Raw genomic sequence first — 24,815 nt, 5'->3', positions numbered from 1 at the left:
ATCTGCCAACACTTAACACAACATAGGAGCATCGAAGGGCTTCACCAGCCATTCAGTAACTCTGAGTGGCGGTTCACAGGTTTAGTTCCGAAGGGGTTCAAAATCCATTGGAAATAAGCCCAAGCACTTTTCGAAATAATCGCTCTTCGCCATTTTCTGCCGCGGCACTATGCCGCAGCGGAAAACGCCTTTTCAGGCGGCTCAGTGAGCCTCATCCCAGTTATTTCCTACACCAACCTCGACCAAAAGCGGCACATCCAGCTTCGCGGCGTCACTCATGTGCACGCGAATTTCCTCACGAACCTGGTCGACCAGATCTTCGCGCACCTCAAGAACCAATTCATCGTGCACCTGCAGAATGACTTTGGCATCGAGGCCTGACGAGGTCAGCCAGTTATCCACCGCGACCATGGCTTTCTTGATGATGTCTGCCGCGGTGCCTTGCATCGGGGCGTTGATCGCCGTGCGCTCGGCACCTTTGCGCAGGGCCGGGTTTTTCGCGTTGATGTCCGGCAGGTACAGGCGGCGACCAAAGATGGTTTCGACGAAACCTTGCTCGGCAGCCTGGGCGCGAGTGCGCTCCATGTATTCCAGGACACCTGGATAGCGGGCGAAATAGCGGTCGATGTACGCCTGGGACTGTTTCCGATCCACGCCGATCTGCTTGGCCAAGCCAAACGCACTCATGCCGTAGATCAAACCGAAGTTGATCGCCTTGGCGCTGCGACGCTGATCAGTGGTGACCTGCGCCAACTCAACCCCGAAGACTTCGGCCGCCGTGGCTTTGTGCACGTCCAGGTCATTGCGGAAGGCGTGCAACAAACCTTCGTCCTTGGCCAGGTGCGCCATGATCCGCAACTCAATCTGCGAGTAGTCCGCCGCCAGCAGTTTGTAGCCTTTTGGCGCGACGAACGCCTGACGAATCCGACGACCTTCGGCGGTACGAATCGGGATGTTCTGCAGGTTCGGATCGCTGGACGACAAACGCCCTGTCGCCGCAACGGCTTGATGATACGACGTGTGAATCCGCCCGGTACGCGGGTTGATTTGTTCCGGCAGCCGATCGGTGTAAGTGCTTTTCAGCTTGCTCATCGAGCGGTACTGCATCAGTACTTTAGGCAGCGGGAAATCTTGCTCGGCCAGTTCCGCCAGTACGGCCTCGGCGGTAGAGGCCTGGCCCTTGGCGGTCTTGCTGAGGATCGGCAGGCCGAGTTTTTCGTACAGGATCACACCCAATTGCTTCGGCGAGCCGAGGTTGAATTCCTCTCCGGCGATAGCAAAGGCCTCACGCTCCAGGGCGACCATTTTCTCGCCCAGTTCAACACTCTGAATGCCCAACAGGTTGGCATCGACCAGCGCACCCTGGCGTTCGATTCGCGCCAATACGGGCACCAGCGGCATTTCGATCTCGCTCAGAACTTTGCTCAGGCTCGGGATCGCGTTGAGCTTTTCCTGCAGCGTTTGATGCAGACGCAGCGTCACATCGGCGTCTTCGGCGGCGTAAGGTCCGGCCAGCTCGAGGGAGATCTGGTCAAAGGTCAGCTGCTTGGCACCCTTGCCCGCGATGTCCTGGAAGCTGGTGGTGGTGTGATTCAGGTATTTGAGCGCCAGGCTGTCCATGTCGTGGCGGGTCGCGGTGGAGTCCAGCACGTAGGATTCGAGCATGGTGTCGAAGGCAATGCCTTGCACGGTGATGCAGCAACGTTGATCGCCACCAATGGCGCAGTTGGCCAGGATGTTCATGTCGAACTTGGCGTGCTGGCCGACCTTGAGTTTGCTCGGGTCTTCCAGAATCGGTTTCAGTGCGCGCAGCACGGTGTCGCGATCCAGCTGATCCGGCACGCCCATGTAGGAATGGGTCAGCGGGATGTAGGCCGCTTCGTTGGCTTGTACCGCGAAAGACAGGCCTACCAGTTGCGCCTGTTGCGCATCGATGCCGGTGGTTTCGGTGTCGAAGGCAAACAGTTTGGCGTCGTTGAGCTTCTTCAGCCACAGGTCGAAATCGGCCTGGGTGAGGACGGTGGTGTACTTGAGTTCGGTATCGCCAGCGGCGTCTTCAGTCACTGGAGCGCTGACTTCCTGGCCGGAACGCTTGGCGTCGCGCTGATTCTCTTCGAACCAGCTCTTGAATTCCAGCAGGGTGTAGAGCTCGGCGAGCTTGTCGTGATCGGGCTTGCCCATTTGCAGGTCATCGAGGCCGATGTCCAGCGGCACGTCGATCTTGATCGTCGCCAGTTGATAGGAAAGGAACGCCATCTCCTTGTGCTCTTCAAGCTTGGCCGGCAGGGTCTTGGCGCCGCGAATCGGCAGGGTCGGAACGATGTCGAGCTGAGCGTAAAGCTCGGTCAGGCCGCCGTTAACGCCCACCAACAGGCCGGAAGCGGTTTTCGGACCAATACCCGGAACGCCCGGAATGTTGTCGGAAGAATCGCCCATCAGTGCCAGATAATCGATGATCTGCTCGGGAGCGACGCCGAATTTCTCCTTCACGCCCTCTACGTCCAGCGCGCTACCGGTCATGGTATTGACCAAGGTAATGTGGCCGTCGACCAGTTGCGCCATGTCCTTGTCGCCGGTGGAGATGATCACCGGACGGTCGGCCGCCGCGCTACTGCGGGCCAAAGTGCCGATCACGTCATCGGCTTCGACGCCTTCGACGCACAGGAGCGGGAAGCCCAGGGCGATCACGCTCTGGTGCAGTGGCTCGATCTGGACACGCATGTCGTCGGGCATGCTCGGACGATTGGCCTTGTATTCGGCGTACATGTCATCGCGAAACGTCCCACCCTTGGCGTCGAACACCACGGCGAAGGGGCTGTCAGGGTACTGCTTGCGCAGACTCTTGAGCATGTTCAACACGCCTTTGACCGCACCGGTCGGCAGACCTTTGGACGTGGTCAGCGGTGGCAGGGCGTGAAAGGCGCGGTACAGGTAAGAAGAACCGTCCACCAGGACGAGGGGGGCTTGGCTCATGAGCAGGATCAACCTTTTCGGCGGGTCCGGCGCTAGAATAGCGGGACCGTTGACGACAAAGGGACAAGGTTATCATGCGCACACTAAATCGCCTGTTGCTGGCTGGCTTGTTTGCAATCGCACCATTGGCCGTCATGGCGGCGGACGATGCACCGTCGCCGGAACCGGATGTGACCATCCGCACGGAAGGCGACAATACGATCAAGGAGTATCGCCAGAACGGCTTCCTGTATGCCATCCAGGTCACTCCGAAGGTTGGTAAGCCGTACTTTCTGGTACGCGCGGATGGGTCGGACGGTAACTTCATCCGCTCGGATCAGCCGGATATGCTGATTCCGTCGTGGAAGATTTTTGAGTGGAAGTAGTTTCTTAATTTCAATTGGCGCTGGCTTAAACAGCGGCGCCCGTACTGGCAGTTTTAACCATGTCTGTATTCACCCCGCTGGCTCGGCCCGAGCTGGAAACCTTTCTCGCCCCTTACGGGCTCGGCCGCCTGCTTGATTTCCAGGGGATTGCCGCCGGTAGCGAAAACACCAATTTCTTTATAAGCCTGGAGCAGGGCGAATTTGTCCTGACCCTGGTTGAGCGTGGCCCGGTCCAGGAAATGCCGTTCTTCATCGAACTGCTCGACGTACTGCATGAGGCCGATCTTCCGGTGCCGTATGCGCTGCGCACCACCGATGGCGTCGCCTTGCGCGAACTGGCCGGCAAGCCTGCGTTGTTGCAACCGCGCCTGGCCGGCAAGCACATCAAGGAAGCCAACGCGCAGCATTGCGCTCAGGTGGGCGAGTTGCTTGGGCATCTGCACCTGGCGACCCAGGCCAACATGATCAAGCGCAAGACCGATCGCGGTCTGGACTGGATGCTGGAAGAGGGCACGCAGTTGCTGTCGCACCTGAATGCCGAGCAGAGCGATCTGCTGCAACGGGCGCTGGACGAAATCACACAACAGAAGACGAAAATTCTGGCGTTGCCGCGCGCCAACATCCACGCAGACCTGTTCCGCGATAACGCGATGTTCGAAGGCACGCACCTGACGGGGTTGATCGACTTCTACAACGCTTGTTCGGGGCCGATGCTCTACGACGTGGCGATTGCCTTGAACGACTGGTGTTCGGACGAGGACGGGTTAATTGATGGGCCGCGGGCGCGGGCATTGCTGGGCGCTTATGCGGCGCTGCGACCCTTTACCGCTGCGGAGGCTGAATTGTGGCCGACGATGTTGCGTGTGGCGTGCGTGCGGTTTTGGTTATCGCGGTTGATTGCGGCGGAATCTTTCGCCGGGCAGGACGTGTTGATTCACGATCCGATGGAGTTTCAGCAGCGGTTGGCGCAGCGGCAGAAGGTCAGTACGCCGCTACCTTTCGCCCTCTAAAGCATCGTGAGCAGGCTCGCTCCCACAGTTGACCGATGTTGAGCACATATTTTGTGTCCACTAGCGATCTCCTGTGGGAGCGAGCCTGCTCGCGATTGAGGCGAAGCCGAATAAGGTATTAAAGCGACTCCAGGCACCCCGCCAAATCATTCCCCAATTTCTCCAGCACCTGCTCATACCCCTGAGCAGTCGCAGGCGTGTACCCGCCCAGCGCATCCAGCTCCGCCAGTTTCACCGGCAGGCCAGCCACCAGGGTTTCCGCCAGACGCGGACGCAGGGGCGGCTCGCTGAACACACAGGTCTTGCCGATTTCCTGCAAGCGTGTGCGCATTGCCGCGACGTGCTGAGCGCCTGGCTGGACTTCGGCGGCGACGCTGAACACGCCGGTATGCTTGAGACCGTAGGCGTCTTCGAAGTAATCGAAGGCTTCGTGGAACACGAAGTAGGGTTTGCCTTCAATACTGGCCAGACGTTTCTTCAAGCGCAGGTCCAGCGCGTCGAGACGGTCATCGAACGCCTTGAGGTTGCTTTGATAGCGGGCCGCATTGGCCGGATCGGCCACACTCAGGTCAGTGGCCATTTTTGTCGCAATCACGCGAGCGTTGACCGGCGACAACCACAAATGCGCATCCAGGCTACCGGGGCGGTGATCGTGGTCATGCTCATCAGCCTCTTCGGCGTGAGAGTGACTGTCTTCGGCGAAACGTCGTAATTTCAAGCCTGGCAGATCCTGCACGGCGACGCTGGGCAGCGTGCGACCGTTCAGCACGCGAGGCAGGAAACCTTCCATGTCCGGACCGATCCAGTAAACCAGATCCACCGATTGCACCTTCCGTACGTCGGACGGGCGCAACGCGTAGTTATGCGGCGAAGCACCCGGTGGCAGCAACACTTCCGGAATCGCCACGCCGTCCTGGACCGCAGCAGCAATCAACTGTAGCGGCTTGATACTGGTGAGGACTTTGACTTCGGCCTGAGCTGAACCGATCAGCAGAAAAGTTGCGACAAATGCGACAAAGATAGAAAAAAGTCGGGACACGATGACCACTCGAAGAGGCGAGAACGGGTAACATAATAACGTCTCTCACAAAACTCGTCGCCGCTCATGCCTAAAACACCGATTGCCAGCCGTCCCCACGACCACTCTCATTGCGTTCATAGCGCATTGTCTGAGGCCGATGCCTTGTGCGCACGTCAGGGCCTGCGCCTGACCGCCTTGCGCCGGCGAGTGCTGGAGCTGGTGTGGCAAAGCCACAAACCGTTGGGTGCCTACGACATTCTCGCGGTACTCAGCGAGCAGGACGGCCGCCGCGCCGCGCCGCCGACTGTGTACCGCGCGCTGGATTTCCTGCTGGAAAACGGCCTCGTACACCGCATTTCCTCGTTGAACGCCTTCGTTGGCTGCAATCACCCGGAACATGCCCACCAGGGTCAGTTCCTGATTTGCCGCGAATGCCACGCCGCCATCGAGCTCGAACAGAAATCCATCAGCGACGCCATCATCGGCAGCGCCAAGGATGTCGGATTTGTCGTCGAAGGCCAGACCGTTGAAGTGGTTGGTCTCTGTTCGGGTTGTCAGGGGGCTTGATGAGCAACGCGCTGATCCGTCTCGAGCAGGTTGCCGTCACTTTTGCCGGGCAACGCGTGCTGGACAACATCGAGCTGAGCGTCGAGCCGGGGCAGATCGTCACCCTGATCGGCCCCAACGGCGCCGGTAAGACCACGCTGGTGCGCGCGGTGCTTGGGCTGTTGAAGCCGGACAGCGGCAGCGTCTGGCGCAAGCCGAAACTGCGGGTCGGTTACATGCCGCAAAAACTTCACGTCGATCCGACGTTGCCCCTGTCGGTGCTACGCTTCTTGCGACTGGTGCCAGGTGTCGACCGCGCGCGCGCCTTGGCGGCACTCAAGGAAGTCGGCGCCGAACAGGTGATCGACAGCCCGGTGCAAAGTGTTTCCGGTGGTGAAATGCAGCGGGTGCTGCTGGCTCGGGCGTTGTTGCGCGAGCCGGAATTGCTGGTGCTCGATGAGCCGGTACAAGGCGTCGACGTCGCCGGCCAGGCCGAGCTCTACAGTCTGATCACCCGACTGCGCGACCGTCACGGCTGCGGCGTGTTGATGGTCTCCCACGATCTGCACCTGGTGATGAGCACCACCGATCAGGTGGTCTGCCTCAACCGTCACGTCTGCTGCTCCGGGCACCCAGAGCAGGTCAGCGGTGATCCGGCTTTCGTCGAGCTATTCGGAAAAAACGCACAAAGCCTGGCGATTTATCACCACCATCACGACCACGCCCATGATTTGCATGGTTCGGTGGTCAGCGCGGCCCCATCGGCCCATACCCACGTTCACGGAGATAGCTGCAAGCATGGCTGATTTTCTGCTCTACGCCCTGCTTGCAGGTCTGGCCCTGGCGTTGGTCGCGGGTCCGTTGGGTTCGTTCGTGGTCTGGCGGCGCATGGCCTATTTCGGCGACACCCTGTCCCATGCTGCGTTGCTGGGTGTGGCGTTGGGCTTTCTGCTGGATGTCAGCCCGACGGTTGCGGTGACCGTAGGCTGTTTGCTGCTGGCTGTGTTGCTGGTGACCTTGCAACAGCGCCAACCGCTGGCGTCCGACACGCTTTTGGGAATTCTCGCACCGAGCACGCTCTCTTTAGGCTTGGTGGTACTAAGCTTCATGCACGAAGTGCGGATCGACCTGATGGCCTATCTGTTCGGCGACCTGCTGGCGATCAGCCCGACCGATCTGGCCTGGATCCTCGGCGGCAGCGCAGCCGTTCTCGCCTTGCTCGTGACGTTGTGGCGGCCATTGCTGGCGATTACGGTGCATGAAGAACTGGCCAGGGTGGAAGGTCTGCCGGTGGCGGCGTTGCGCCTGGCGCTGATGTTGTTGATCGCTGTGGTGATCGCGGTGGCGATGAAAATCGTCGGTGTATTGCTGATTACGTCCTTGCTGATCATCCCGGCGGCTGCGGCACAACGTCACGCCCGGTCACCGGAGCAGATGGCACTGGGCGCGAGCCTGCTGGGCATGCTGGCGGTCTGTGGCGGGTTGGCGTTGTCGTGGTTCAAGGACACTCCGGCGGGCCCGTCGATTGTTGTGATGGCCGCCGCACTGTTTCTGCTGAGTTTTGTCCTGCCCCGTCGAGGGGTGTAGACTTGCTCGTTTTTTGCGCAAATAGAGAGTCGCAGGAATGAAGCCGTTCGCCTCCCGTTATCTGCTCCTTGTCGCATTTTCTCTGCTGCTGGGCGCTTGCCAAAGCACGCCACCGGCGGCCACCGAGGCCCCCGATGCACGGGCCACGGCCATCGCACAACTGGAACAAAGCCTGGCCAGCAGCGAGCTGGCCACCGCCGAAGGTCAGCTCGCTGCCTTGCAGGCCGAGTCGCCCAACGATCAATCCCTTGAGCAATATCAGCGGCAACTGGCCGAAGCCTATCTGCGCCGCAGTCAGATCGTGCTGCAAAAAGGCGATGTGAATGCCGCTGCCACTGCTCTGAGCCGCGCTCGGGTGTTGATGCCCAAGGCTCCAGCGCTCACTGGTGGGGTCAACAACGCCATCGTCAATGCCCGCAAAGCTGAGCTGGATAAAGCCGAAGCCGCTCTCAAGGCTGCCGAAGCCAAGCCGAGAGCGAAGGTGATCGATCCGACGGCCGAAAGCACCACGGTTGCGTTGAACCTCACCGATATGAGCAAACTTCGTCGCCAGCTGGACGCCATCGCTGCCGATGTGGTGAATTATCAGTGTGACGTGAGCATTCAGGCGCCGCGCACCCAGGACTACCCTTGGTTGGCCACGTTGCTGACCAAGCGTGTGAAGAAGCTGGATGCGGATTTTGACCTGAACCTGGAGAAGCAGATTCTGCGCAATGTTCCGGCGCAGATGGTCTTGAGCCCGCGTAAACCTTAAGAAGCTTCGCGAGCAGGCTCGCTCCCACATTGGCTTGATGGTGATCATATATCTGTGATCAACCACTAACCCTGTGGGAGCGAGCCTGCTCGCGATAGCGTCCTAACGACCCCTAAAAAGCTTAAGCCGGAATCGCCTTGGCCTTAGGCTCCCTGTCCCACACCCGATGCTGACCAATCGCCGCAAAAAACGGCTTGATCAGCTTGGCATCCGCGCCAACGACCAACCCCGCATCAGTCTCCAGTTTCAACACCTCCAGCAACTGCTTCGCCTCGCCATGCAGCGCAATCGCCTTCAGGTGCTTGTACGCCTCCAGCAGGTAATGCAGCGCCACGCCATCACCACTCAACACCTTGATCGACGCCGCGCCACCGGGCACGAACACCGCGTCGAAGGCCACGGAAGGCAAGCCTTCCATCGACGCGTCGACCGGCAGCATCTTGCCATCGGCCGTTCTCACGGGGGCGGAAGTCGGACCGAGCAGTCTGGCGTGTGCACCTTCTGCCTTCAGCGCTTTCTTCATTGCATCGATCGCCGCGCCATCGACACCGTTGGCCGCCAGAATCGCCACTTTGCGGGTTTTGATATCCGCCGGCAGCAAGTTGGCCTGACTCAGGGCTGGCGAGCGATCCAGCGAGGTTTTACGCACCTCGACCGTCCCGGCCTTAGGCGCCGGCAGGCCCAGGTTTTGCGCCACACGCTTGGCCAGTTCCAGATCGATGTTGGCCAGAATCTCATTGACCTGCCGCGCACGAATAAACTCACGTTCAACTTTGCCGAGCTCAAAGCTATAGGCCGAGATGATGTGTTCCTGCTCGTGCTTGCTCATGCTGTGGAAGAACAGCCGCGCCTGGGAGAAATGGTCGCTGAACGACTCGCTGCGCTGACGGATTTTGTTGGCGTCGATGCGCTCTGGATAACTTTCAAATCCGCCGTCCTGCGCCGCGGGTGGCGTTTCTTTCGGCCAGCCGCCATCGATGGAGTTTGGTTCGTAAGAAGCACGACCCTTGTCGATGGTGGTGCGGTGCAACGCATCCCGCTGACCGTTGTGGAACGGTGCCACCGGGCGGTTGATCGGAATCTCGTGAAAGTTCGGCCCGCCGAGTCGGCTGATCTGCGTGTCGGTGTAGGAAAACAGCCGCCCCTGCAGCAATGGGTCGTTGGAGAAGTCGATGCCTGGCACGATATGCCCCGGGCAGAAGGCGACCTGCTCGGTTTCGGCGAAGAAGTTGTCCGGGTTGCGGTTGAGCACCATTTTGCCCAGCGGCGTGATCGGGACGATTTCTTCCGGGATCAGTTTGGTCGGGTCGAGGATGTCGAAGTCGAATTTGTGCTCGTTCTCTTCCTCGATGATCTGTACGCCCAGTTCCCATTCAGGGTAGTCCCCCGTCTCGATGGACTCCCAGAGGTCGCGACGGTGGTAGTCGGTGTCTTTACCGGCAAGCTTCTGGGCTTCATCCCACACCAGCGAGCAAGTGCCGGCGGTGGGGCGCCAATGGAATTTGACGAAGCGTGATTTACCCTCGGCATTGATCAGCCGGAAGGTGTGCACGCCGAAGCCCTGCATGCTGCGCAGGCTTTTCGGGATCGCCCGGTCGGACATGGCCCAGATCACCATGTGCGCCGATTCCGGCACCAGCGAGACAAAGTCCCAGAAGGTATCGTGGGCTGAGCCACCAGTAGGCATCTCATTGTGCGGCTCGGGTTTTACCGCGTGCACGAAGTCAGGAAACTTGATCGCGTCCTGAATGAAGAAGACGGGCATGTTGTTGCCCACCAGGTCGAAGTTGCCTTCATCGGTGAAGAACTTCACCGCGAAACCTCGAACGTCTCGCACGGTGTCGCCGGACCCGCGAGGCCCTTGCACCGTGGAAAAACGCACGAACACTGGCGTTTTATGGCCGGGGTCCTGTAGGAAGCCTGCCTTGGTCAGTACGGAATGGTTTTCATACGTCTGGAAATAACCATGAGCACCGGTGCCGCGGGCGTGCACGATGCGTTCGGGAATGCGCTCATGGTCAAAATGCGTGATCTTTTCACGCATGATGAAATCTTCGAGCAATGACGGACCACGAGCGCCTGCTTTCAAGGTGTTCTGGTTGTCGGCAACCTTCACGCCCTGATTGGTGCGCAGGGCTTGTTCGGTGGCGTCGGAGCGGAATTTTTCCAGGCTTTCGAGCTTGGCATTGGTGTTGCCACGGTCCAGGGTATTGGTCCCGGCCAGTGCGCTTTTGGGGGAGGCAGGCTTTTTAGTACTCATCAGTCGTAAACTCCTCGTTGCGATTCCTGCCGTAGCCAGGACTCTTGAGCAATACCCCAGGCACGGCACCGGGGGCGTTTTCGAGTTGCCTAATTAGTGACTGATGGCGTTTTTAGCCGTTCCTTTTTTCTGACCTTTGATCGCGTTATTGCCAAATGACAGGTTGAATGCGAAATAAATGCTAAGAACCTCTATACGGACAGGCTAAAATGCGCGCCCGGCTAACCGCTGATCCTTTTCTAACGCGCCCCACAAGGTTCGCTACGTGATCGAGTTTCAAAACGTCCACAAAACCTACCGCGTCGCCGGTAAGGATATTCCCGCCCTGCATCCGACCAGTCTGACGATTGAGAACGGTCAGGTCTTCGGCCTGATCGGTCATTCCGGTGCGGGAAAAAGTACCCTGCTGCGTCTGATCAATCGCCTGGAGAACTCCAGTGGCGGCAAGATCTTCGTCGACGGCGAAGAAGTCACCGCGCTCGACGCCAACAGCCTGCGACGCTTCCGTCAGCAGGTCGGGATGATTTTCCAGCACTTCAACCTGCTGGCGTCCAAGACCGTGGCCGACAACGTCGCGCTGCCGCTGACCCTGGCCGGTGAATTGTCCCGCAGCGAGATCGATCAGCGTGTTGCCGAGTTGCTGGCGCGGGTGGGCTTGTCCGACCACGCGAAAAAGTACCCGGCGCAATTGTCTGGCGGCCAGAAGCAACGCGTCGGCATCGCCCGCGCCCTGGCGACCAAACCGAAAATCCTGCTGTGCGATGAAGCCACCAGCGCCCTCGACCCGCAGACCACTGCGTCGGTCCTGCAACTGCTGGCCGAGATCAACCGCGAGTTGAAATTGACCATCGTGTTGATCACCCACGAGATGGACGTGATCCGTCGAGTCTGTGACCAGGTGGCAGTGATGGACGCTGGCGTGATCGTCGAGCAAGGTTCGGTGGCCGAGGTGTTCCTGCATCCGAAGCACCCGACCACCAAGCGCTTCGTGCAAGAAAACGAGCAGATTGACGAAAGCGAACAGCGCGACGACTTCGCTCACGTGCCGGGCCGCATCGTGCGTCTGACCTTTCAGGGCGAAGCGACCTACGCGCCTTTGCTGGGTACTGTCGCCCGGGAAACGGGTGTGGACTACAGCATCCTGGCCGGTCGTATCGACCGCATCAAAGACGTTCCCTACGGGCAACTCACCCTGGCCGTCACCGGTGGCGACATGGAAGCGGCGTTCGCCCACTTCACCGCAGCTGACGTCCACATGGAGGTGCTGCGCTGATGGAGGTCCTGGCAAGTTTCTTCTCCAACATCGACTGGTTCGAAATCTGGCTCGCCACTGGCGACACCATGCTGATGCTCTTCGGTTCGCTGTTGTTCACCGTTTTGCTCGGCCTGCCACTGGGCGTGCTGTTGTTTCTCTGCAGCCCGCGTCAGTTGCTGGAAGCCAAAGGCGTCTACGCGATGCTGTCGCTGGTGGTGAACATCCTGCGTTCGCTGCCCTTCATCATTTTGCTGATCGTGATGATCCCGTTCACCGTGCTGATCACCGGCACTTCGCTGGGTGTTGCCGGTGCTATTCCGCCACTGGTGGTAGGTGCCACGCCATTCTTCGCACGACTGGTGGAAACCGCCCTGCGTGAAGTCGATCGCGGCATCATCGAGGCGACCCAGGCGATGGGCGCGACGACACGTGAGATCATCACCAATGCCCTGTTGCCGGAAGCCCGCCCGGGCATCTTCGCAGCGATTACGGTGACAGCCATTACACTGGTGTCCTACACGGCGATGGCCGGTGTGGTGGGCGCTGGCGGTCTGGGTGACCTGGCGATCCGTTTCGGTTACCAGCGCTTCCAGACGGATGTAATGGTGGTCACCGTGGTGTTGCTGCTGGTGCTGGTGCAAGTGCTGCAAACCGTTGGCGACAAGCTGGTCGTACACTTCTCACGTAAATGACACATGAGCCGGCCATTCGCTGGCAGGCGCCGAACTGAAGCGCCTCACAAGGAGTTAGCTGAATGAAAAAACTACTCGTCGCGTTCGCCGCCGTTGCAGCGTTCTCTGCTCAGGCCGCTGAAACCCTGACCGTCGCGGCCACCCCGGTTCCTCACGCGGAAATCCTCGAATTCGTTAAACCGGCCCTGGCCAAGGAAGGCGTGGACTTGCGGGTCAAAGTCTTCACCGACTACATCCAGCCAAACGTGCAGGTGGCCGAAAAACGTCTGGACGCCAACTTCTTCCAGCACCAGCCGTACCTCGATGAGTTCAACAAAGCCAAGACCACCAATCTGGTTGCGGTCACTGGCGTGCACCTGGAACCGCTGGGCGCTTACTCCAGCAAGTACAAAGCACTGACCGAACTGCCGGGCGGCGCCAACGTGGTAATCCCGAACGACGCCACCAATGGCGGCCGTGCGCTGTTGTTGCTGGCAAAGGCCGGTGTGATCAAGTTGAAGGACTCGAACAACATCCTGTCGACCGTGAAGGACATCACCGAAAACTCCAAGGATCTGAAATTCCGTGAACTGGAAGCCGCGACCATCCCGCGCGTGCTGACCCAAGTCGACCTGGCGCTGATCAACACCAACTACGCGCTGGAAGCCAAGCTCGATCCATCCAAGGACGCGCTGGTTATCGAAGGCAGCGATTCGCCTTACGTGAACATCCTCGTGGCTCGTCCGGACGACAAGGACAGCGACGCGATGAAGAAGCTGGCTACCGCGCTGCACAGCCCGGAAGTGAAAGCCTTCATCCTCGAGAAGTACAAAGGCGCGGTATTGCCGGCGTTCTGATCTGTTGATGTAACGAAAAGGGGCGCAATCACTGCGCCCCTTTTTATGCTGAAATACAGACCCCTGTGGGAGCGAGCCTGCTCGCGATGAAGCCGTCACATTCAACACCAATGGTGAGTGTGAGTCCGCTATCGCGAGCAGGCTCGCTCCCACATTGATTTTTGACGGCTATGCGACCTTATTTGCGGTTAAGCATCACCGGCAACTGCGCCACCAGCTTCACGTTGTTCAGCGGTGCGCGAATGAACCCGCGCTGGGTGCCGTCCGGCCCGATCACCGCCAGGTTGCCGCTGTGATCAACGGTGTAGTTAGGCTTGCTGGTGTCCGCCGGAATAAACGGAATGCTCACCGCATTGGCGAGTTTCTGAATGTCTTCGACCGAGGACGCCGTCAGGCCCTGGAACTGCGGATCGAAGTAACCCAGGTACTGCTTGAGCTGCTGGGGCGTGTCGCGGTTCGGGTCGACGCTGACCAGAATGATCTGCAACTTGTCCACGACATCGGGCGGCAGTTCGCTCTTGATCTGGCGCAACTGGGCGAGGGTGGTCGGGCAGATGTCCGGGCAGAAGGTGTAGCCGAAGAACAGCAGCGACCATTTGTCTTTCAGCTCGTTGACGGCCACCGGTTTGCCGTCCTGATCGGTCATCGTCACGTCCGGCAGGTTTCGGCTCTGCGGCAACAGGATGATGCCGGCGTCAATCAACGCGGTCGGGTCGCCCTGGCCTTTGCCGGACAGTACTTTGTTGATGGTCAGGCCCAGGACCAGCGCGATCAGGGCGACGAGGATGAAGACGGTTTTCTGGGTTCGAGTCATAGGTTCAACAGTAAGTAGTGGTCTACGAGCAGCGCGATAAACAGCAGGAACAAGTAGTAAATAGAGTACTTGAAGGTGTTGATCGCCGCGTGCGGCTGACTGCCACGGTACAGCACCACGGCCCATTGCAGAAACCTCGCACCGAGTCCCAATGCGCAAATCAGGTAGAGGACGCCGCTCATGTGGATCACGTACGGCATCAGGCTGACGGCCAGCAGCGCGAAGGTGTAAAGCAGGATGTGAACCTTCGTGTAGTGCTCGCCATGGGTTACCGGCAGCATCGGGATGTCGGCCTTGGCGTATTCCTCTTTGCGGTGAATGGCCAGGGCCCAGAAGTGCGGCGGGGTCCAGGCGAAGATGATCAGCACCAGCAACAGCGGTTCGGCGCTGACGTGGCCGGTGGCCGCGGTCCAGCCGAGCAGCGGCGGGGCCGCACCGGCCAGGCCGCCGATGACGATGTTCTGCGGCGTCGCACGTTTCAGGAAACCGGTGTAAACCACGGCGTAACCGAGCAGCGAGGCGAGGGTCAGCCACGCGGTCAATGGGTTGGTGAAGGCCAACAGAAAGGCCTGACCGAGCACGGCCAGTACCACCGCAAAGGTCAGTGCAGCCGCCGGTGACACCCGGCCTTCAGCCAAGGGGCGTTTGTGCGTGCGAGCCATGACCGCATCGATCCGCCGGTCCACCACATGGTTGACCGCCGCTGCACCGCCGGCACACAACGCGATCCCCAGGTTGCCGAACACCAGCACCGTCCACGGCACCCCGGCGCGGGTCGCGAGGAACATGCCGACCAGCGAGGTGATCAGCATCAGCACCACCACTTTCGGCTTGGTCAGCTCCAGGTAGTCGCGCCAGATTGCCTGACTGTGACGTTCGCCGATCAGAGTCGCCATGGCATCTCTCCTTTTATTGTTATGGGCCCGGCTGAATGTTTGCGCGGGCTGAACCGCCAGCGTGTCTGTTGCTTGACCCGAACCAGACTGGTTCGGGCGTGGTAGTTGACCAGCACCATCGTCAGCAACAACGCCGCACCACCGGCGTTGTGGGCGACGGCCACCGGCAGCGGCAGATGAAACACCACGTTGCTGATGCCCAGGGTGATTTGTGCGGCGAGGGCCATCAGCACCAGTCCCGCCAGACGCGTCATGCCGACGACTTTCAGTTGCCAGGCCAGACCGAGCAGTACGAGGGTGACCAGCAAAGCGCCAATGCGGTGAGTCAGGTGAATCGCGGTGCGGGCGTCGCTGTCCAGTTGGCCGCCGAGGTAGTTCGGGCCGATGTGCTGGGTCAGGTGAAAGCCGTTGGCGAAGTCGGCTGGTGGCAGCCACTCTCCGTGACAAGTCGGGAAGTCGATACACGCCACCGCCGCGTAGTTGGAACTGACCCAACCGCCGAGGGCAATCTGCCCGATCACCAGCAGCAACCCGGCCGTCGCCCAGTACTGCAAACGGCGCGGAACGGTCAGCGCCGGCAAGACGCCGGACAGGCGCAAGGTCAGCAGAAACAACAGGCTCAACGTCGCAAAGCCGCCGAGCAAATGCCCGGTGACCACTTGCGGCCAGAGCTTGAGCGTGACCGTCCACATGCCGAACGCCGCTTGGGCAATCACCACCGCCAGCAGAAACAACGGCAACTTCACCGGTTGCCCCGGATGACGGCGATGGACCCAGGCACGACCGGCCAACACCGAGATCAGCAGCCCCAGCGTACCGGCGAAGTAGCGGTGGACCATCTCGTTCCAGCCCTTGTGGGCTTCGACGGGCGCATCAGGAAAGTGCAATTCGGCATGGGCCAGTTGGGCTTCGCTTTTCGGCACGCTGATAAAGCCGTAGCAGCCCGGCCAGTCCGGACAGCCGAGGCCGGCGTGGGTCAGGCGGGTGTAGGCGCCGAGCAACACCACAATCAGTGCCAGCAAGGTGGCAAACAACGCGAGGCGAAATCCAGGTTTGGCCATGACGATGCCCTTATCCGATGTTCGACAGTTTCAGCAGATGACGCAGGTCGTTGAGCAGGTCCTTGCCCTTGACCGTCGGGTCGTAGCGCAGCACCAGATTGCCGTGGGGGTCGATGATCCACAGCTGTGGCGCGGCCTGGTCACCGCTGGCTTTGTTGAAACGGGTCAGATCCAGTGGATAGCGTTGCAGTTGAGGATATTCCCGGGTCAGCTTGGCGTCGTAGTCGCTGCTCAACGGTTGCGCGGCGGCCAGGGCGTGACTGGCGCGCCCGGCATCGCGGCCGAGGCCGATCTGGATCTGCCGCGCCAGATACACCAGCTGCTGGCAGTCCACCGAGCATTCCTTCGGCGCCGTGACCAACAACTGCCAGCGGTCCTCCTGTGCCTGCACGCCGAGGTCGGCGCGAGTCTGGCCGTTGCCGATCAGTTCGCCGTGATAACTGCGACCCTCCGGCACCCAGAACTGCAATTTGTACATGCCGGTGGCGAGGATCATCGGACCGATCACCACGAACAGGATCAACAACAGCTGCAACCGACCTTTGCGTCGACTCGCCGGCGTTTTCGCCTCAGACATGCTGGGTGGATTCATGGCCGCTCCCATGGTGTTTCTCCTTTGCGTTGTGCCAGCCGAGATAGAGATAAAGGCCGAACAGGGCGATCGACATGGCGAACCACTGCACGGCATAAGCGATGTGTTTTTCCGGACCCATGGCCACCACCGGCCAATCGGTCTGGTAAGTCGCGGGTCCGCTTTCTGCGCGTAATTCATAGGCGAAACCGTCGCGTTCCAGCGCCGTCCAGAGCCGGGACGGTTCGACGACGGTGACCAGTTGCGGCCAGGTTGTGGTGTTCGGGTCGGCGTGGAGCTGGAAAGTCGCACCGGGAGAGACGTAGACCCAGGCGTCGAGACTCAACGCCTCTTTGGGTGTCGTGAATTGCGGCGGGGTGCGCCGGTCGGGCCACGGCAGCCAGCCACGATTGACCAACAGCCAGAGCCCGGTTGCCTGATCCTGAAACGGTTGCAGCAGCTCGACCCCGACCTTGCCGGCGCGCTGGCGGTTATCCAGCAGCAAGCTGTGTGCGGCATCGAACTGGCCGTGCAGGCGAACGCGGCGGAAGGCCGGATCCTCGGTGTGTTGCAGCTCGGTGCTGGCCATCGGTTCGGCGGTACGGCGCTCGGTGTAGCTTTGCAACAGCGCGCTTTTTTCCGCGCCCCGGCTCAGTTGCCAGAAGCCGAGCGACACCAGGAGCGGCAGCAATAACGCGACCACCAGGGTCGGCACAACGCCCGGCCGAAAGCGCTTCATGGCATCGCCAGAAAGTCGACAGTCGCGATAGCTATACTCAAGTGCATCGCCTTTCCCCCCGGAGTCCCGCCATGCTCAAAGCAGCCATCGTCCTGATGCTGATTGCCACGGTTGTCAGCCTGTTCAGCGGCCTGTTTTTTCTGGTCAAGGACGACAGCAGCTCGAACCGCCTCGTCATTGCCTTGAGTGTTCGTGTTGCCTTGGCCGCCATCACCGTCGGCTTGATTGCCTGGGGATTCTTCAGCGGCCAACTGGTGTCGCATGTGCCTTGGTAGCTGTAGGAGCGAGCTTGCTCGCGAAGGTGTCTCAGTCGAAATCAACGTGTCTGACACACCTTCGCGAGCAAGCTCGCTCCTACAACACGTAGACGAAAACGAACAATCCAATCCACACCACGTCCACGAAGTGCCAATACCAACTCGCCGCCTCGAAGCCGAACTGATGCTCGTTGTCGAAGTGTCCACGCAGGATCCGCATCAGCATCACGAACAGGATGATGGTGCCGATGGTTACGTGAGCGCCGTGGAAACCGGTGAGCATGAAGAAGGTCGCGCCGTAGATGCCCGAACCCAGGGTCAGGCCCAGTTCGTGGTAGGCGTGCAGGTACTCTTCAGCCTGGAAACCGAGGAAGGCACAACCCAGTAATACGGTGATCGCCAGCCAGATTTTCAGCGCGCCGCGATGGCCTTTTTTCAACGCGTGGTGGGCGATGGTGATGGTGACGCTGGAGCTCACCAGTAGCACGGTATTGAGCAGCGGCAGACCCCAGGGACTGATAACGTCCTTGGGCGGTGGGAACAATTTGGAGTCAGGGTTGTTCAGCAGCGGCCAGACGAACTCGAAGTTCGGCCAGAGCATGTGGGCGAGACCCTTGGCGCCTTCACCGCCGAGCGCCGGGCCGGAAATGTGGCGCACATAAAACAGCGCGCCGAAGAAGGCGATAAAGAACATCACCTCCGAAAAGATGAACCAGCTCATGCCCCAGCGAAACGAGCGATCCATCTGGGCGCTATATAACCCCTGACGACTTTCCTTGATCACTGTGCCGAACCAGCCGAACAGCATGTAGGCCAGCAGCAGGCCGCCGACGAAAAAGATCAGCGGGCCGTGGGATTCCGGCCGCGCCGCTTTCAGATCGTTGAACCAGGTGGCCAGGCCGAATACCGTGACGAACATGCCGACGGTGGCGATGATCGGCCACTTGCTCTGGGCCGGTACGTAATAGTGTTCATGAGTTGCCATTTATTGTTCTCCTTATCGGGCACGCTCAGCCGCCAGTATTTACAGCCACCGGTGGATGTCGGGCGGTGATATCGAACAGCGTGTAGGACAGCGTCAGGTGCTTCACTTCCTTGGGCATGTCACGGTCAACGATGAAACGTACCGGCATCTCGATCCGTTGACCGGGCTGCAGCACTTGTTGGGTAAAGCAGAAACATTCGGTCTTGTGGAAATACGCCGCCGCGGCGCTGGGTGCGATGCTCGGTACTGCTTGTGCGCTCATTGGCTTGTCGGTCGGGTTGTGCGCGATGAAAATCATCTCGTTCACTGCGCCTGGGTTGGCCGTCAGTTCATCGCTCTTGGGATAGAAATCCCAGGACATGTCGGCGGAATTGGTCGACAGAAACTGCACGCGCACTTGCCGCGACGTGTCGACCGTTTGTTCGCCCTCGTACTGCCCACCCGTCTTGCCGTTGATGCCGAACGCCTTGCACATCACGTCGTAGATCGGCACCAGGGCAAAGCCAAAGACAAACATCGCCACCACCACCAACAGCAGGCGGGTGACCAGCTTCTTCAACGAAATAGAATCAGCCATGGTTTCCAACCTCTACGCCAACCCCTGTAGGAGCGAGCTTGCTCGCGAAAAACCTGAGAGGGCAGCGGGGTATCAGGCTTCCAGCGTTATCGTTGACGGCCATCGCGAGCGAGCTCGCTCCTACAAGGGTCAAGGTGTTCATTTCACTTCCGGCGGAGTAGTGAACGTGTGATACGGCGCCGGTGAAGGAATGCTCCACTCCAGGCCTTCTGCCCCATCCCACGGCTTGGCCGGTGCCGGCTCACCGCCACGAATGGTCTTGATCACGATGAACAGGAAGAAGATTTGCGTGGCACCGAACATGAACGCGCCAATCGACGACACCATGTTGAAGTCGGCGAATTGCAGGTTGTAGTCCGGAATCCGTCGCGGCATACCCGCCAGCCCCACGAAGTGCATCGGGAAGAACGCCATGTTCATGCCGATGAAAGACAGCCAGAAGTGCAGCTTGCCGAGGGTTTCGTCGTACATGTGGCCGGTCCATTTCGGCAGCCAGTAGTAGGCCGAGGCGAAGATCCCGAAGATCGCCCCCGGCACCAGCACGTAGTGGAAGTGTGCGACCACGAAGTAGGTGTCCTGGTACTGGAAGTCCGCCGGGGCGATGGCCAGCATCAACCCGGAGAATCCGCCAATGGAGAACAGGATGACGAACGCCACGGCAAACAGCATCGGTGTCTCGAAGGTCAGCGAGCCTTGCCACATGGTGCTGGCCCAGTTGAACACCTTCACGCCGGTCGGCACCGCGATCAGCAGCGTGGCGTACATGAAGAACAACTCGCCCACCAGCGGAATGCCGACCACGAACATGTGGTGCGCCCAGACGATGAATGACAGGAAGGCAATACTGGCCGTGGCATAGACCATCGAGGTGTAGCCAAACAGCGGCTTGCGCGAAAAGGCCGGGATGATCGAGCTGACGGCACCGAAGGCCGGCAGGATCATGATGTACACCTCGGGGTGACCGAAGAACCAGAACACGTGCTGGAACAGCACCGGGTCACCGCCACCGGCGGCACTGAAGAAGCTGGTGCCGAAGTGGATGTCCATCAGCATCATCGTCACGCACCCGGCCAGCACCGGCATCACCGCGATCAACAGGAACGCGGTGATCAGCCAGGTCCAGACGAACAGCGGCATTTTCATCAACGTCATGCCGGGGGCGCGCAGGTTGAGGATGGTGGCGATCACGTTGATCGCGCCCATGATCGAACTGATCCCCATCAAGTGGATGGCGAAAATGAAGAAGGTCACGCTTTCCGGAGCGTAGGTCGTGGACAGCGGGGCGTAGAACGTCCAGCCGAAGTTCGGTCCGCCACCGGGGGTGAACAGGGTCGACACCAGCAGGATGAATGCCGCCGGCAACAGCCAGAAGCTGAAGTTGTTCATCCGTGGCAGGGCCATGTCCGGCGCGCCGATCATCAGCGGGATCATCCAGTTGGCGAGGCCGACGAACGCCGGCATCACCGCACCGAACACCATCACCAGGCCGTGCATGGTGGTCATCTGGTTGAAGAATTCCGGCTGGACGATCTGCAGCCCCGGCTGGAACAGTTCGGCGCGAATTACCATCGCAAACGAACCGCCCAGCAAGAACATGGAGAACGCGAACCACAGGTACAACGTGCCGATATCCTTGTGGTTAGTGGTCAGCACCCAGCGCATCAGGCCTTTGGCGGGGCCGTGGGCGGTGCCGGTATGAACATGGTCATCGACGACAGCAGTCATGTCCTGTCTCCTGCAAACGGTTGGACTGTGCGGAACAGAGCGTCATGCCCCGACCGATTCCTTGAGTACGCAATAGACCGGGTCATTTGCTTTCCGCCTGTTTCAGCTCCAACACTTCTTTTGGAGTGACCATGTCGCCTTTGTTGTTGCCCCAGGCGTTACGTTCGTAGGTCACGACCGCCGCGATATCGACTTCCGAAAGCTGCTTGCCGAACGCCGCCATCGAGGTGCCGGGCTTGCCGTGGAAGACAATGCTCAGGTGACCTTCTTTCGGTCCGGTGGCGATTTTCGAGCCCTTGAGTGCCGGGAACATCGGCGGCAGGCCCTGGCCTTCGGCCTGGTGACAGGCCACGCAAGTGGTGTGATAGATCTTGTCGCCGCGCTCCTTGAGCTCGTCGAGGGTCCATTCCTTGCTGGTCAGCTCCTTGAGTTGCAGGGCTTCAGCCTTGCGCTCGCCGAGCCATTTTTCGTAGTCGGCCTTTTCCTTGACCTCGACCACGATCGGCATGAACCCGTGGTCCTTGCCGCACAACTCGGCGCATTGGCCGCGGTAGATGCCGGGCTTGTCGATGCGGGTCCAGGCTTCATTGACGAACCCCGGGATCGCATCGCGCTTGACCGCGAAGGCCGGCACCCACCAGGAGTGGATGACGTCGGCGGAGGTCACCAGGAAGCGCACCTTGGCACCGATCGGCAGCACCAGAGGCTTGTCGACCTCAAGCAAGTAGTGCTCGCCCTTGGTTTCCTTGTTGTGGATCTGATCGGCGGGGGTGGCCATGTTGCTGAAGAACTCAACGTCCTGGCCCAGGTATTTGTAGTGCCACTTCCACTGATAGCCCGTGACCTGGATATCGATATCCGGCTCACTGGCGTCGTACATCTTGATCAGGGTTGCAGTGGCTGGAACCGCCATGGCCACCAGGATCAGGAAGGGCACGATGGTCCAGAGGATTTCAACGGTAGTGCTTTCATGAAATTTCGCGGCCACCTGCCCGGTCGAGCGGCGGTGGAGGATCATCGACCAGAACATGGCGCCGAAGACGATGATGCCGATCACTACACAGATCCAGAAAATGGTCATGTGCAGGTCAAATACTGCGTGACTGATTTCAGTCGCTCCAGGCGCCATATTTACAGTCCAGGCAGCGTGTGCCGGACTGAAAATCGACCACAACAGGAGGCCCATCCAGACGTGTGGATGTCGCATCATTGCGGGTTCCCCTTATCGTTCTTGTTATCCCGCCGGCTTTCACCTGCGGCAAGGGAGCGGCTTTTTCAGACTACGAACTTGAATCGCCTAGCCTTGCTGCGTGTGCAGTCGGGTGTCATCAGCTAACTCCATTCCCACCCGAGTATAGACAGCGACTGCCACCTCGCAACGTGATGGCGTAAATCATCTGAAACAGCTGGGACTTGCGTTCCAGGGCACGAATGGAGAAGGATGCAGACGAGTGGTGGCAAACCGATATAACGGAGGCGTCTCAAGGATGAAACAATTATGACAAATGCGTCTTAGCATTTTTCATAAGCCAGCTAAGTTATGTCTTCCCTATTTCATTGCCTTTGTTTCCTGGAGTTTTCATGAACACCGCCGCATTGCGCGAGCAGATCCAAAAAGCCCAACAACACGAGGCCGAGACCGGCCTGCTGGTTCGTCAGCTGGAAACCCAACTGCCACACCTTCACTCCGCCATCCAATTGCCGGATGTCGACGCTAACGGCGTGATGACGCGTTTTGTGGCCGCGTATATAGAGCAAGTGCCGGACCTGCTGGATGCAGCCAATGAAGTCGCCAGGGAAGCGGGCATCGAATCACAGATCAAACCGGTGCTGAAAATCGCCGAGCAGTTCTTCCTCCAGCCGCCAGCGATCATGACCGGTCACGTCGGGCTGGACAGCCTGCTGGATGAAGCCTATCTGGCGCACCGCCTGGTCGAAGAGGTCAATGACCTGTACATCAAGCATTTTGGCCAGCCGCTGATCCCACTGGACATGACTGTTGCCAACCTGATTGCTCACCAGCTGATCGGTGAGGAGTTCGCCAACCAACTGGATGAGGCGGTGCATCATGCCGTCGACGAAATGCTGAACGAAGACAGTTTTGCGCTGGAATCGGTGGAAGCCTACCGCGAGAAACTCAATAGCCCGGACACCGGCGCCGCGTGGAAACGCTGGCCGTGCCTGTCACGCCAGTTGGGCGTAGGGCTGGAGCTGGATCCGCCGGCGGCTTGATCCATTAGCATCAAACCCATCCCCTGTGGGAGCGAGCCTGCTCGCGATAGCGTTGTATCAGTCGACATCAATGTTGAATGACCAATTGCCATCGCCGGCAAGCCGGTCTCGCTCCCACACTGTTTTCTACGCAGCCGAACCGACTCCGGTGGTGGTTCGCAGTCTCCCTTCCAGCCTGCGCTTCAACCCTCGCGCTTCAATCAACAGCGTCGAACCCTTGGCCGCATTGGCCCGCCCCCATTCCTCAAGTAACTCCAGACACGAGTGATCGATGTAGCTCAGGTTATTGAGCGGTACGTGCACTGTCGCGCCTGGGGGAATGGTGCCCAGGACCTGGGTCAGCGCTGGCACCTTGAGAAAGGTGGCCGCGCCAATCAGTCGCAATTCCATTTCACCGTCCTTGGGCAGATCGATCAGGCTGATCTTCAGCCGCGACGCTTTCCAGGCGAGCTTGGCCAGGGTCAGCCCGAAGCCGATCAGCACGCCGGTCAGCAAATCGGTGAAGATGATTGCCAGCGCTGTTGTCGCGTAAGTGAACATCGGCATCCGGCCATAACGGCCCAGACCGCGGAAGGCTTTCAGATCGACCAGTTTGAAGCCGGTGTAAACCAGAACCCCTGCCAGGCTGGCGACCGGAATGCTTTGCAGCACACTGGACAGCAGCAGCACGAAAGCCAGCAGCCACAGGCCATGAAACACCGCCGACAGTCGCGTGGTGGCGCCGGCCTGGACGTTGGCCGAACTGCGCACGATCACGCCGGTCATGGGCAGTGCGCCGAGCAGGCCGCAAAGCATGTTGCCGACACCTTGAGCCGTTAATTCCCGGTCAAAGTCCGAACGCTGACCGCTGTGCATGCGATCCACCGCAGCGGCCGAGAGCAGGGTTTCGGCGCTGGCGATGAAGGCTACGGCAAATGCGGCGATCAGCAGCGTGGGGTCTGCCAGGTTGAGCAAGTCTGCGGGTTTCAGCCAATCGATGGCTTCTGCCAGATTGGCGGGTACTTCTACCCGTTTGACCTGTAACGCCAGAGCAAGGCTGGCGACAGTGGTAAGACCCACACCGAGTAATGCTCCCGGAACGAAGCGCAGGGAATGCGGACGGAATTTTTCCCACAGCCACATCACGGCAATGGTCGATAGCCCGAGCAAACCTGCCTGCCAGCCCAGGGATGACAAGGCCTGACCCACGGCGGCCGGGAAGGCTGCCAGGTTATCCAGCCCCGACGGTCTGGGCACTGCGTCGAGCATCACATGCACTTGGGACAGTACGATCAGCACGCCAATCCCGGCGAGCATGCCGTAGACCACCGCCGGCGCCGTGACGCGAAACCAGCAGCCCAGCTTCAGGCGCCCGGCCACCAGTTGCAGAAATCCGGCCAGCAGCAGGATCGGACCGAGCATGGCGATGCCGTGCTGGCGCACCAGTTCGAATACCAGAACGGCCAGCCCCGCCGCCGGACCGCTGACTTGCAGTGGCGAGCCGGCAATCCAGCCCACCACCAGGCCACCGATGATCCCGGTGATCAAACCCTTGGCGGGTGGCAGTCCCGAGGCGATGGCAATGCCCATGCACAAGGGCAGGGCGACCAGAAACACAACCACCGAAGCCAAAAGCTCCCGTGGCAAAACAGCTTTGAGTTGCGCTGCACGCATGGTGAT

Annotated in this window: 24 protein-coding genes; 11 read left to right on the top strand and 13 right to left on the bottom strand. The window is 59.9% G+C overall.

Annotated features, from left to right (window positions below; translation table 11 throughout):
* Nucleotides 1-201: 201 nt before the first annotated feature.
* Entirely contained in the window at nt 202-2,973 is a 2,772-nt protein-coding gene (gene polA, locus ACYZUD_RS23640; RefSeq protein ID WP_462020396.1) for a DNA polymerase I, read from the bottom strand.
* A 74-nt stretch (nt 2,974-3,047) separates the two neighbouring features.
* On the opposite strand from polA, the gene ACYZUD_RS23635 reads away from it, so the two are divergent.
* Nucleotides 3,048-3,338, top strand: a complete 291-nt coding sequence (locus ACYZUD_RS23635) for a DUF2782 domain-containing protein (RefSeq protein ID WP_462020395.1) — start codon at nt 3,048-3,050, stop codon at nt 3,336-3,338.
* A 59-nt stretch (nt 3,339-3,397) separates the two neighbouring features.
* A complete protein-coding gene (locus tag ACYZUD_RS23630) occupies nt 3,398-4,348 on the top strand; it encodes a homoserine kinase (RefSeq protein WP_462020394.1) in 951 nt (316 codons plus the stop codon).
* A gap of 118 nt (nt 4,349-4,466) precedes the next feature.
* Here the strand turns inward: ACYZUD_RS23630 and znuA are convergent, their stop codons facing one another.
* A complete protein-coding gene (gene znuA / locus ACYZUD_RS23625; RefSeq protein WP_462020393.1) occupies nt 4,467-5,387 on the bottom strand; it encodes a zinc ABC transporter substrate-binding protein ZnuA in 921 nt (306 codons plus the stop codon).
* 66 nt (nt 5,388-5,453) lie between these two features.
* Here znuA and zur point away from each other — a divergent pair, with 66 nt between their 5' ends.
* Genes zur through ACYZUD_RS23605 form a run of 4 tightly spaced genes read left to right on the top strand, consistent with a single transcriptional unit; the run spans nt 5,454 to nt 8,256 of the window.
* A complete protein-coding gene (zur, locus tag ACYZUD_RS23620) occupies nt 5,454-5,936 on the top strand; it encodes a zinc uptake transcriptional repressor Zur (protein WP_253545649.1) in 483 nt (160 codons plus the stop codon).
* Nucleotides 5,936-6,721 (top strand): zinc ABC transporter ATP-binding protein ZnuC, encoded by a 786-nt coding sequence (znuC, locus tag ACYZUD_RS23615; RefSeq protein WP_462020392.1) that lies wholly within the window; start codon nt 5,936-5,938, stop codon nt 6,719-6,721. Before zur ends, znuC begins: the two co-directional genes overlap by 1 nt.
* Nucleotides 6,714-7,502 (top strand): zinc ABC transporter permease subunit ZnuB, encoded by a 789-nt coding sequence (gene znuB / locus ACYZUD_RS23610; protein ID WP_462020391.1) that lies wholly within the window; start codon nt 6,714-6,716, stop codon nt 7,500-7,502. Before znuC ends, znuB begins: the two co-directional genes overlap by 8 nt.
* Nucleotides 7,503-7,539: 37 nt before the next feature.
* Nucleotides 7,540-8,256, top strand: coding sequence for a PA5502 family lipoprotein (locus ACYZUD_RS23605; protein WP_462020390.1), 717 nt, complete (start codon nt 7,540-7,542; stop codon nt 8,254-8,256).
* Between the two features lie 121 nt (nt 8,257-8,377).
* Here ACYZUD_RS23605 and katE read toward each other — a convergent pair whose 3' ends face one another.
* Nucleotides 8,378-10,516 carry a catalase HPII gene (gene katE, locus ACYZUD_RS23600; protein ID WP_462020389.1) on the bottom strand — a complete coding sequence of 713 codons (2,139 nt, stop codon included), beginning with the start codon at nt 10,514-10,516 and terminating at the stop codon, nt 8,378-8,380.
* 265 nt (nt 10,517-10,781) lie between these two features.
* Here katE and ACYZUD_RS23595 point away from each other — a divergent pair, with 265 nt between their 5' ends.
* The 3 genes from ACYZUD_RS23595 (at nt 10,782) to ACYZUD_RS23585 (ending at nt 13,299) form a co-directional block, all read left to right on the top strand.
* The gene (locus tag ACYZUD_RS23595; RefSeq protein ID WP_462020388.1) at nt 10,782-11,789 is read left to right on the top strand and encodes a methionine ABC transporter ATP-binding protein; all 1,008 of its coding nucleotides are present in this window, start codon (nt 10,782-10,784) and stop codon (nt 11,787-11,789) included.
* Nucleotides 11,789-12,463: a methionine ABC transporter permease gene (locus tag ACYZUD_RS23590; RefSeq protein ID WP_462020387.1), complete on the top strand. Its 675-nt coding sequence runs from the start codon at nt 11,789-11,791 to the stop codon at nt 12,461-12,463. The genes ACYZUD_RS23595 and ACYZUD_RS23590 overlap by 1 nt, the downstream gene beginning before the upstream one ends.
* A gap of 62 nt (nt 12,464-12,525) precedes the next feature.
* Nucleotides 12,526-13,299: a MetQ/NlpA family ABC transporter substrate-binding protein gene (locus ACYZUD_RS23585; protein WP_462020386.1), complete on the top strand. Its 774-nt coding sequence runs from the start codon at nt 12,526-12,528 to the stop codon at nt 13,297-13,299.
* Between the two features lie 178 nt (nt 13,300-13,477).
* Here the strand turns inward: ACYZUD_RS23585 and ACYZUD_RS23580 are convergent, their stop codons facing one another.
* From ACYZUD_RS23580 to ACYZUD_RS23560, 5 genes are read right to left on the bottom strand one after another with little or no spacing between them, the layout of a single operon-like run.
* Complete coding sequence (locus tag ACYZUD_RS23580) at nt 13,478-14,113, bottom strand: SCO family protein (RefSeq protein ID WP_462020385.1); 636 nt, start codon at nt 14,111-14,113, stop codon at nt 13,478-13,480.
* Nucleotides 14,110-15,009 (bottom strand): heme o synthase, encoded by a 900-nt coding sequence (gene cyoE / locus ACYZUD_RS23575; protein WP_462020384.1) that lies wholly within the window; start codon nt 15,007-15,009, stop codon nt 14,110-14,112. The genes ACYZUD_RS23580 and cyoE overlap by 4 nt, the downstream gene beginning before the upstream one ends.
* Nucleotides 14,997-16,070, bottom strand: a complete 1,074-nt coding sequence (locus tag ACYZUD_RS23570) for a COX15/CtaA family protein (protein WP_462020383.1) — start codon at nt 16,068-16,070, stop codon at nt 14,997-14,999. The genes cyoE and ACYZUD_RS23570 overlap by 13 nt, the downstream gene beginning before the upstream one ends.
* A 10-nt stretch (nt 16,071-16,080) precedes the next feature.
* Entirely contained in the window at nt 16,081-16,674 is a 594-nt protein-coding gene (locus ACYZUD_RS23565; RefSeq protein ID WP_462020382.1) for a hypothetical protein, read from the bottom strand.
* Entirely contained in the window at nt 16,640-17,380 is a 741-nt protein-coding gene (locus tag ACYZUD_RS23560; protein WP_462020381.1) for an SURF1 family protein, read from the bottom strand. The genes ACYZUD_RS23565 and ACYZUD_RS23560 overlap by 35 nt, the downstream gene beginning before the upstream one ends.
* A 71-nt stretch (nt 17,381-17,451) precedes the next feature.
* Between ACYZUD_RS23560 and ACYZUD_RS23555 the strand changes: the two genes are divergently transcribed.
* Complete coding sequence (locus ACYZUD_RS23555; RefSeq protein ID WP_008152470.1) at nt 17,452-17,655, top strand: twin transmembrane helix small protein; 204 nt, start codon at nt 17,452-17,454, stop codon at nt 17,653-17,655.
* A gap of 79 nt (nt 17,656-17,734) precedes the next feature.
* On the opposite strand, the gene ACYZUD_RS23550 is transcribed toward ACYZUD_RS23555, so the two are convergent.
* The 4 genes from ACYZUD_RS23550 to coxB all read right to left on the bottom strand — a co-directional run bounded on the left by ACYZUD_RS23550 (nt 17,735) and on the right by coxB (nt 22,134).
* The gene (locus ACYZUD_RS23550) at nt 17,735-18,622 is read right to left on the bottom strand and encodes a cytochrome c oxidase subunit 3 (RefSeq protein ID WP_462020380.1); all 888 of its coding nucleotides are present in this window, start codon (nt 18,620-18,622) and stop codon (nt 17,735-17,737) included.
* A gap of 25 nt (nt 18,623-18,647) precedes the next feature.
* Nucleotides 18,648-19,199, bottom strand: a complete 552-nt coding sequence (locus tag ACYZUD_RS23545) for a cytochrome c oxidase assembly protein (protein ID WP_462020379.1) — start codon at nt 19,197-19,199, stop codon at nt 18,648-18,650.
* A gap of 138 nt (nt 19,200-19,337) precedes the next feature.
* The gene (gene ctaD / locus ACYZUD_RS23540; RefSeq protein WP_462020378.1) at nt 19,338-20,924 is read right to left on the bottom strand and encodes a cytochrome c oxidase subunit I; all 1,587 of its coding nucleotides are present in this window, start codon (nt 20,922-20,924) and stop codon (nt 19,338-19,340) included.
* 82 nt (nt 20,925-21,006) lie between these two features.
* Nucleotides 21,007-22,134 (bottom strand): cytochrome c oxidase subunit II, encoded by a 1,128-nt coding sequence (gene coxB, locus ACYZUD_RS23535; RefSeq protein WP_462020377.1) that lies wholly within the window; start codon nt 22,132-22,134, stop codon nt 21,007-21,009.
* A 371-nt stretch (nt 22,135-22,505) separates the two neighbouring features.
* On the opposite strand from coxB, the gene ACYZUD_RS23530 reads away from it, so the two are divergent.
* Nucleotides 22,506-23,156 (top strand): hypothetical protein, encoded by a 651-nt coding sequence (locus ACYZUD_RS23530; RefSeq protein WP_462020376.1) that lies wholly within the window; start codon nt 22,506-22,508, stop codon nt 23,154-23,156.
* 126 nt (nt 23,157-23,282) lie between these two features.
* On the opposite strand, the gene ACYZUD_RS23525 is transcribed toward ACYZUD_RS23530, so the two are convergent.
* Nucleotides 23,283-24,809 (bottom strand): SulP family inorganic anion transporter, encoded by a 1,527-nt coding sequence (locus tag ACYZUD_RS23525; protein ID WP_462020375.1) that lies wholly within the window; start codon nt 24,807-24,809, stop codon nt 23,283-23,285.
* Nucleotides 24,810-24,815: the final 6 nt, after the last annotated feature.

Source organism: Pseudomonas sp. XS1P51, assembly GCF_054897845.1.
The sequence above is the reverse complement of the archived record's forward strand: the minus strand, read 5'-3'. Positions and strand labels throughout refer to the sequence as shown.

Excerpts from the sequence above, each read along its gene's own strand:
- ACYZUD_RS23530 (WP_462020376.1), top strand. The coding sequence starts at position 22,506 with ATGAACACCGCCGCATTGCGCGAGCAGATCCAAAAAGCCCAACAACAC.
- ACYZUD_RS23580 (WP_462020385.1), bottom strand. The coding sequence starts at position 14,113 with ATGACTCGAACCCAGAAAACCGTCTTCATCCTCGTCGCCCTGATCGCG.
- ACYZUD_RS23570 (WP_462020383.1), bottom strand. The coding sequence starts at position 16,070 with ATGGCCAAACCTGGATTTCGCCTCGCGTTGTTTGCCACCTTGCTGGCA.
- ctaD (WP_462020378.1), bottom strand. The coding sequence starts at position 20,924 with ATGACTGCTGTCGTCGATGACCATGTTCATACCGGCACCGCCCACGGC.
- ACYZUD_RS23545 (WP_462020379.1), bottom strand. The coding sequence starts at position 19,199 with ATGGCTGATTCTATTTCGTTGAAGAAGCTGGTCACCCGCCTGCTGTTG.
- zur (WP_253545649.1), top strand. The coding sequence starts at position 5,454 with ATGCCTAAAACACCGATTGCCAGCCGTCCCCACGACCACTCTCATTGC.
- ACYZUD_RS23605 (WP_462020390.1), top strand. The coding sequence starts at position 7,540 with ATGAAGCCGTTCGCCTCCCGTTATCTGCTCCTTGTCGCATTTTCTCTG.
- znuB (WP_462020391.1), top strand. The coding sequence starts at position 6,714 with ATGGCTGATTTTCTGCTCTACGCCCTGCTTGCAGGTCTGGCCCTGGCG.
- coxB (WP_462020377.1), bottom strand. The coding sequence starts at position 22,134 with ATGATGCGACATCCACACGTCTGGATGGGCCTCCTGTTGTGGTCGATT.
- ACYZUD_RS23560 (WP_462020381.1), bottom strand. The coding sequence starts at position 17,380 with ATGAAGCGCTTTCGGCCGGGCGTTGTGCCGACCCTGGTGGTCGCGTTA.
- ACYZUD_RS23585 (WP_462020386.1), top strand. The coding sequence starts at position 12,526 with ATGAAAAAACTACTCGTCGCGTTCGCCGCCGTTGCAGCGTTCTCTGCT.
- cyoE (WP_462020384.1), bottom strand. The coding sequence starts at position 15,009 with ATGGCGACTCTGATCGGCGAACGTCACAGTCAGGCAATCTGGCGCGAC.
- ACYZUD_RS23590 (WP_462020387.1), top strand. The coding sequence starts at position 11,789 with ATGGAGGTCCTGGCAAGTTTCTTCTCCAACATCGACTGGTTCGAAATC.
- katE (WP_462020389.1), bottom strand. The coding sequence starts at position 10,516 with ATGAGTACTAAAAAGCCTGCCTCCCCCAAAAGCGCACTGGCCGGGACC.
- ACYZUD_RS23525 (WP_462020375.1), bottom strand. The coding sequence starts at position 24,809 with ATGCGTGCAGCGCAACTCAAAGCTGTTTTGCCACGGGAGCTTTTGGCT.
- ACYZUD_RS23630 (WP_462020394.1), top strand. The coding sequence starts at position 3,398 with ATGTCTGTATTCACCCCGCTGGCTCGGCCCGAGCTGGAAACCTTTCTC.
- polA (WP_462020396.1), bottom strand. The coding sequence starts at position 2,973 with ATGAGCCAAGCCCCCCTCGTCCTGGTGGACGGTTCTTCTTACCTGTAC.
- ACYZUD_RS23565 (WP_462020382.1), bottom strand. The coding sequence starts at position 16,674 with ATGGGAGCGGCCATGAATCCACCCAGCATGTCTGAGGCGAAAACGCCG.
- ACYZUD_RS23555 (WP_008152470.1), top strand. The coding sequence starts at position 17,452 with ATGCTCAAAGCAGCCATCGTCCTGATGCTGATTGCCACGGTTGTCAGC.
- znuC (WP_462020392.1), top strand. The coding sequence starts at position 5,936 with ATGAGCAACGCGCTGATCCGTCTCGAGCAGGTTGCCGTCACTTTTGCC.
- ACYZUD_RS23635 (WP_462020395.1), top strand. The coding sequence starts at position 3,048 with ATGCGCACACTAAATCGCCTGTTGCTGGCTGGCTTGTTTGCAATCGCA.
- ACYZUD_RS23550 (WP_462020380.1), bottom strand. The coding sequence starts at position 18,622 with ATGGCAACTCATGAACACTATTACGTACCGGCCCAGAGCAAGTGGCCG.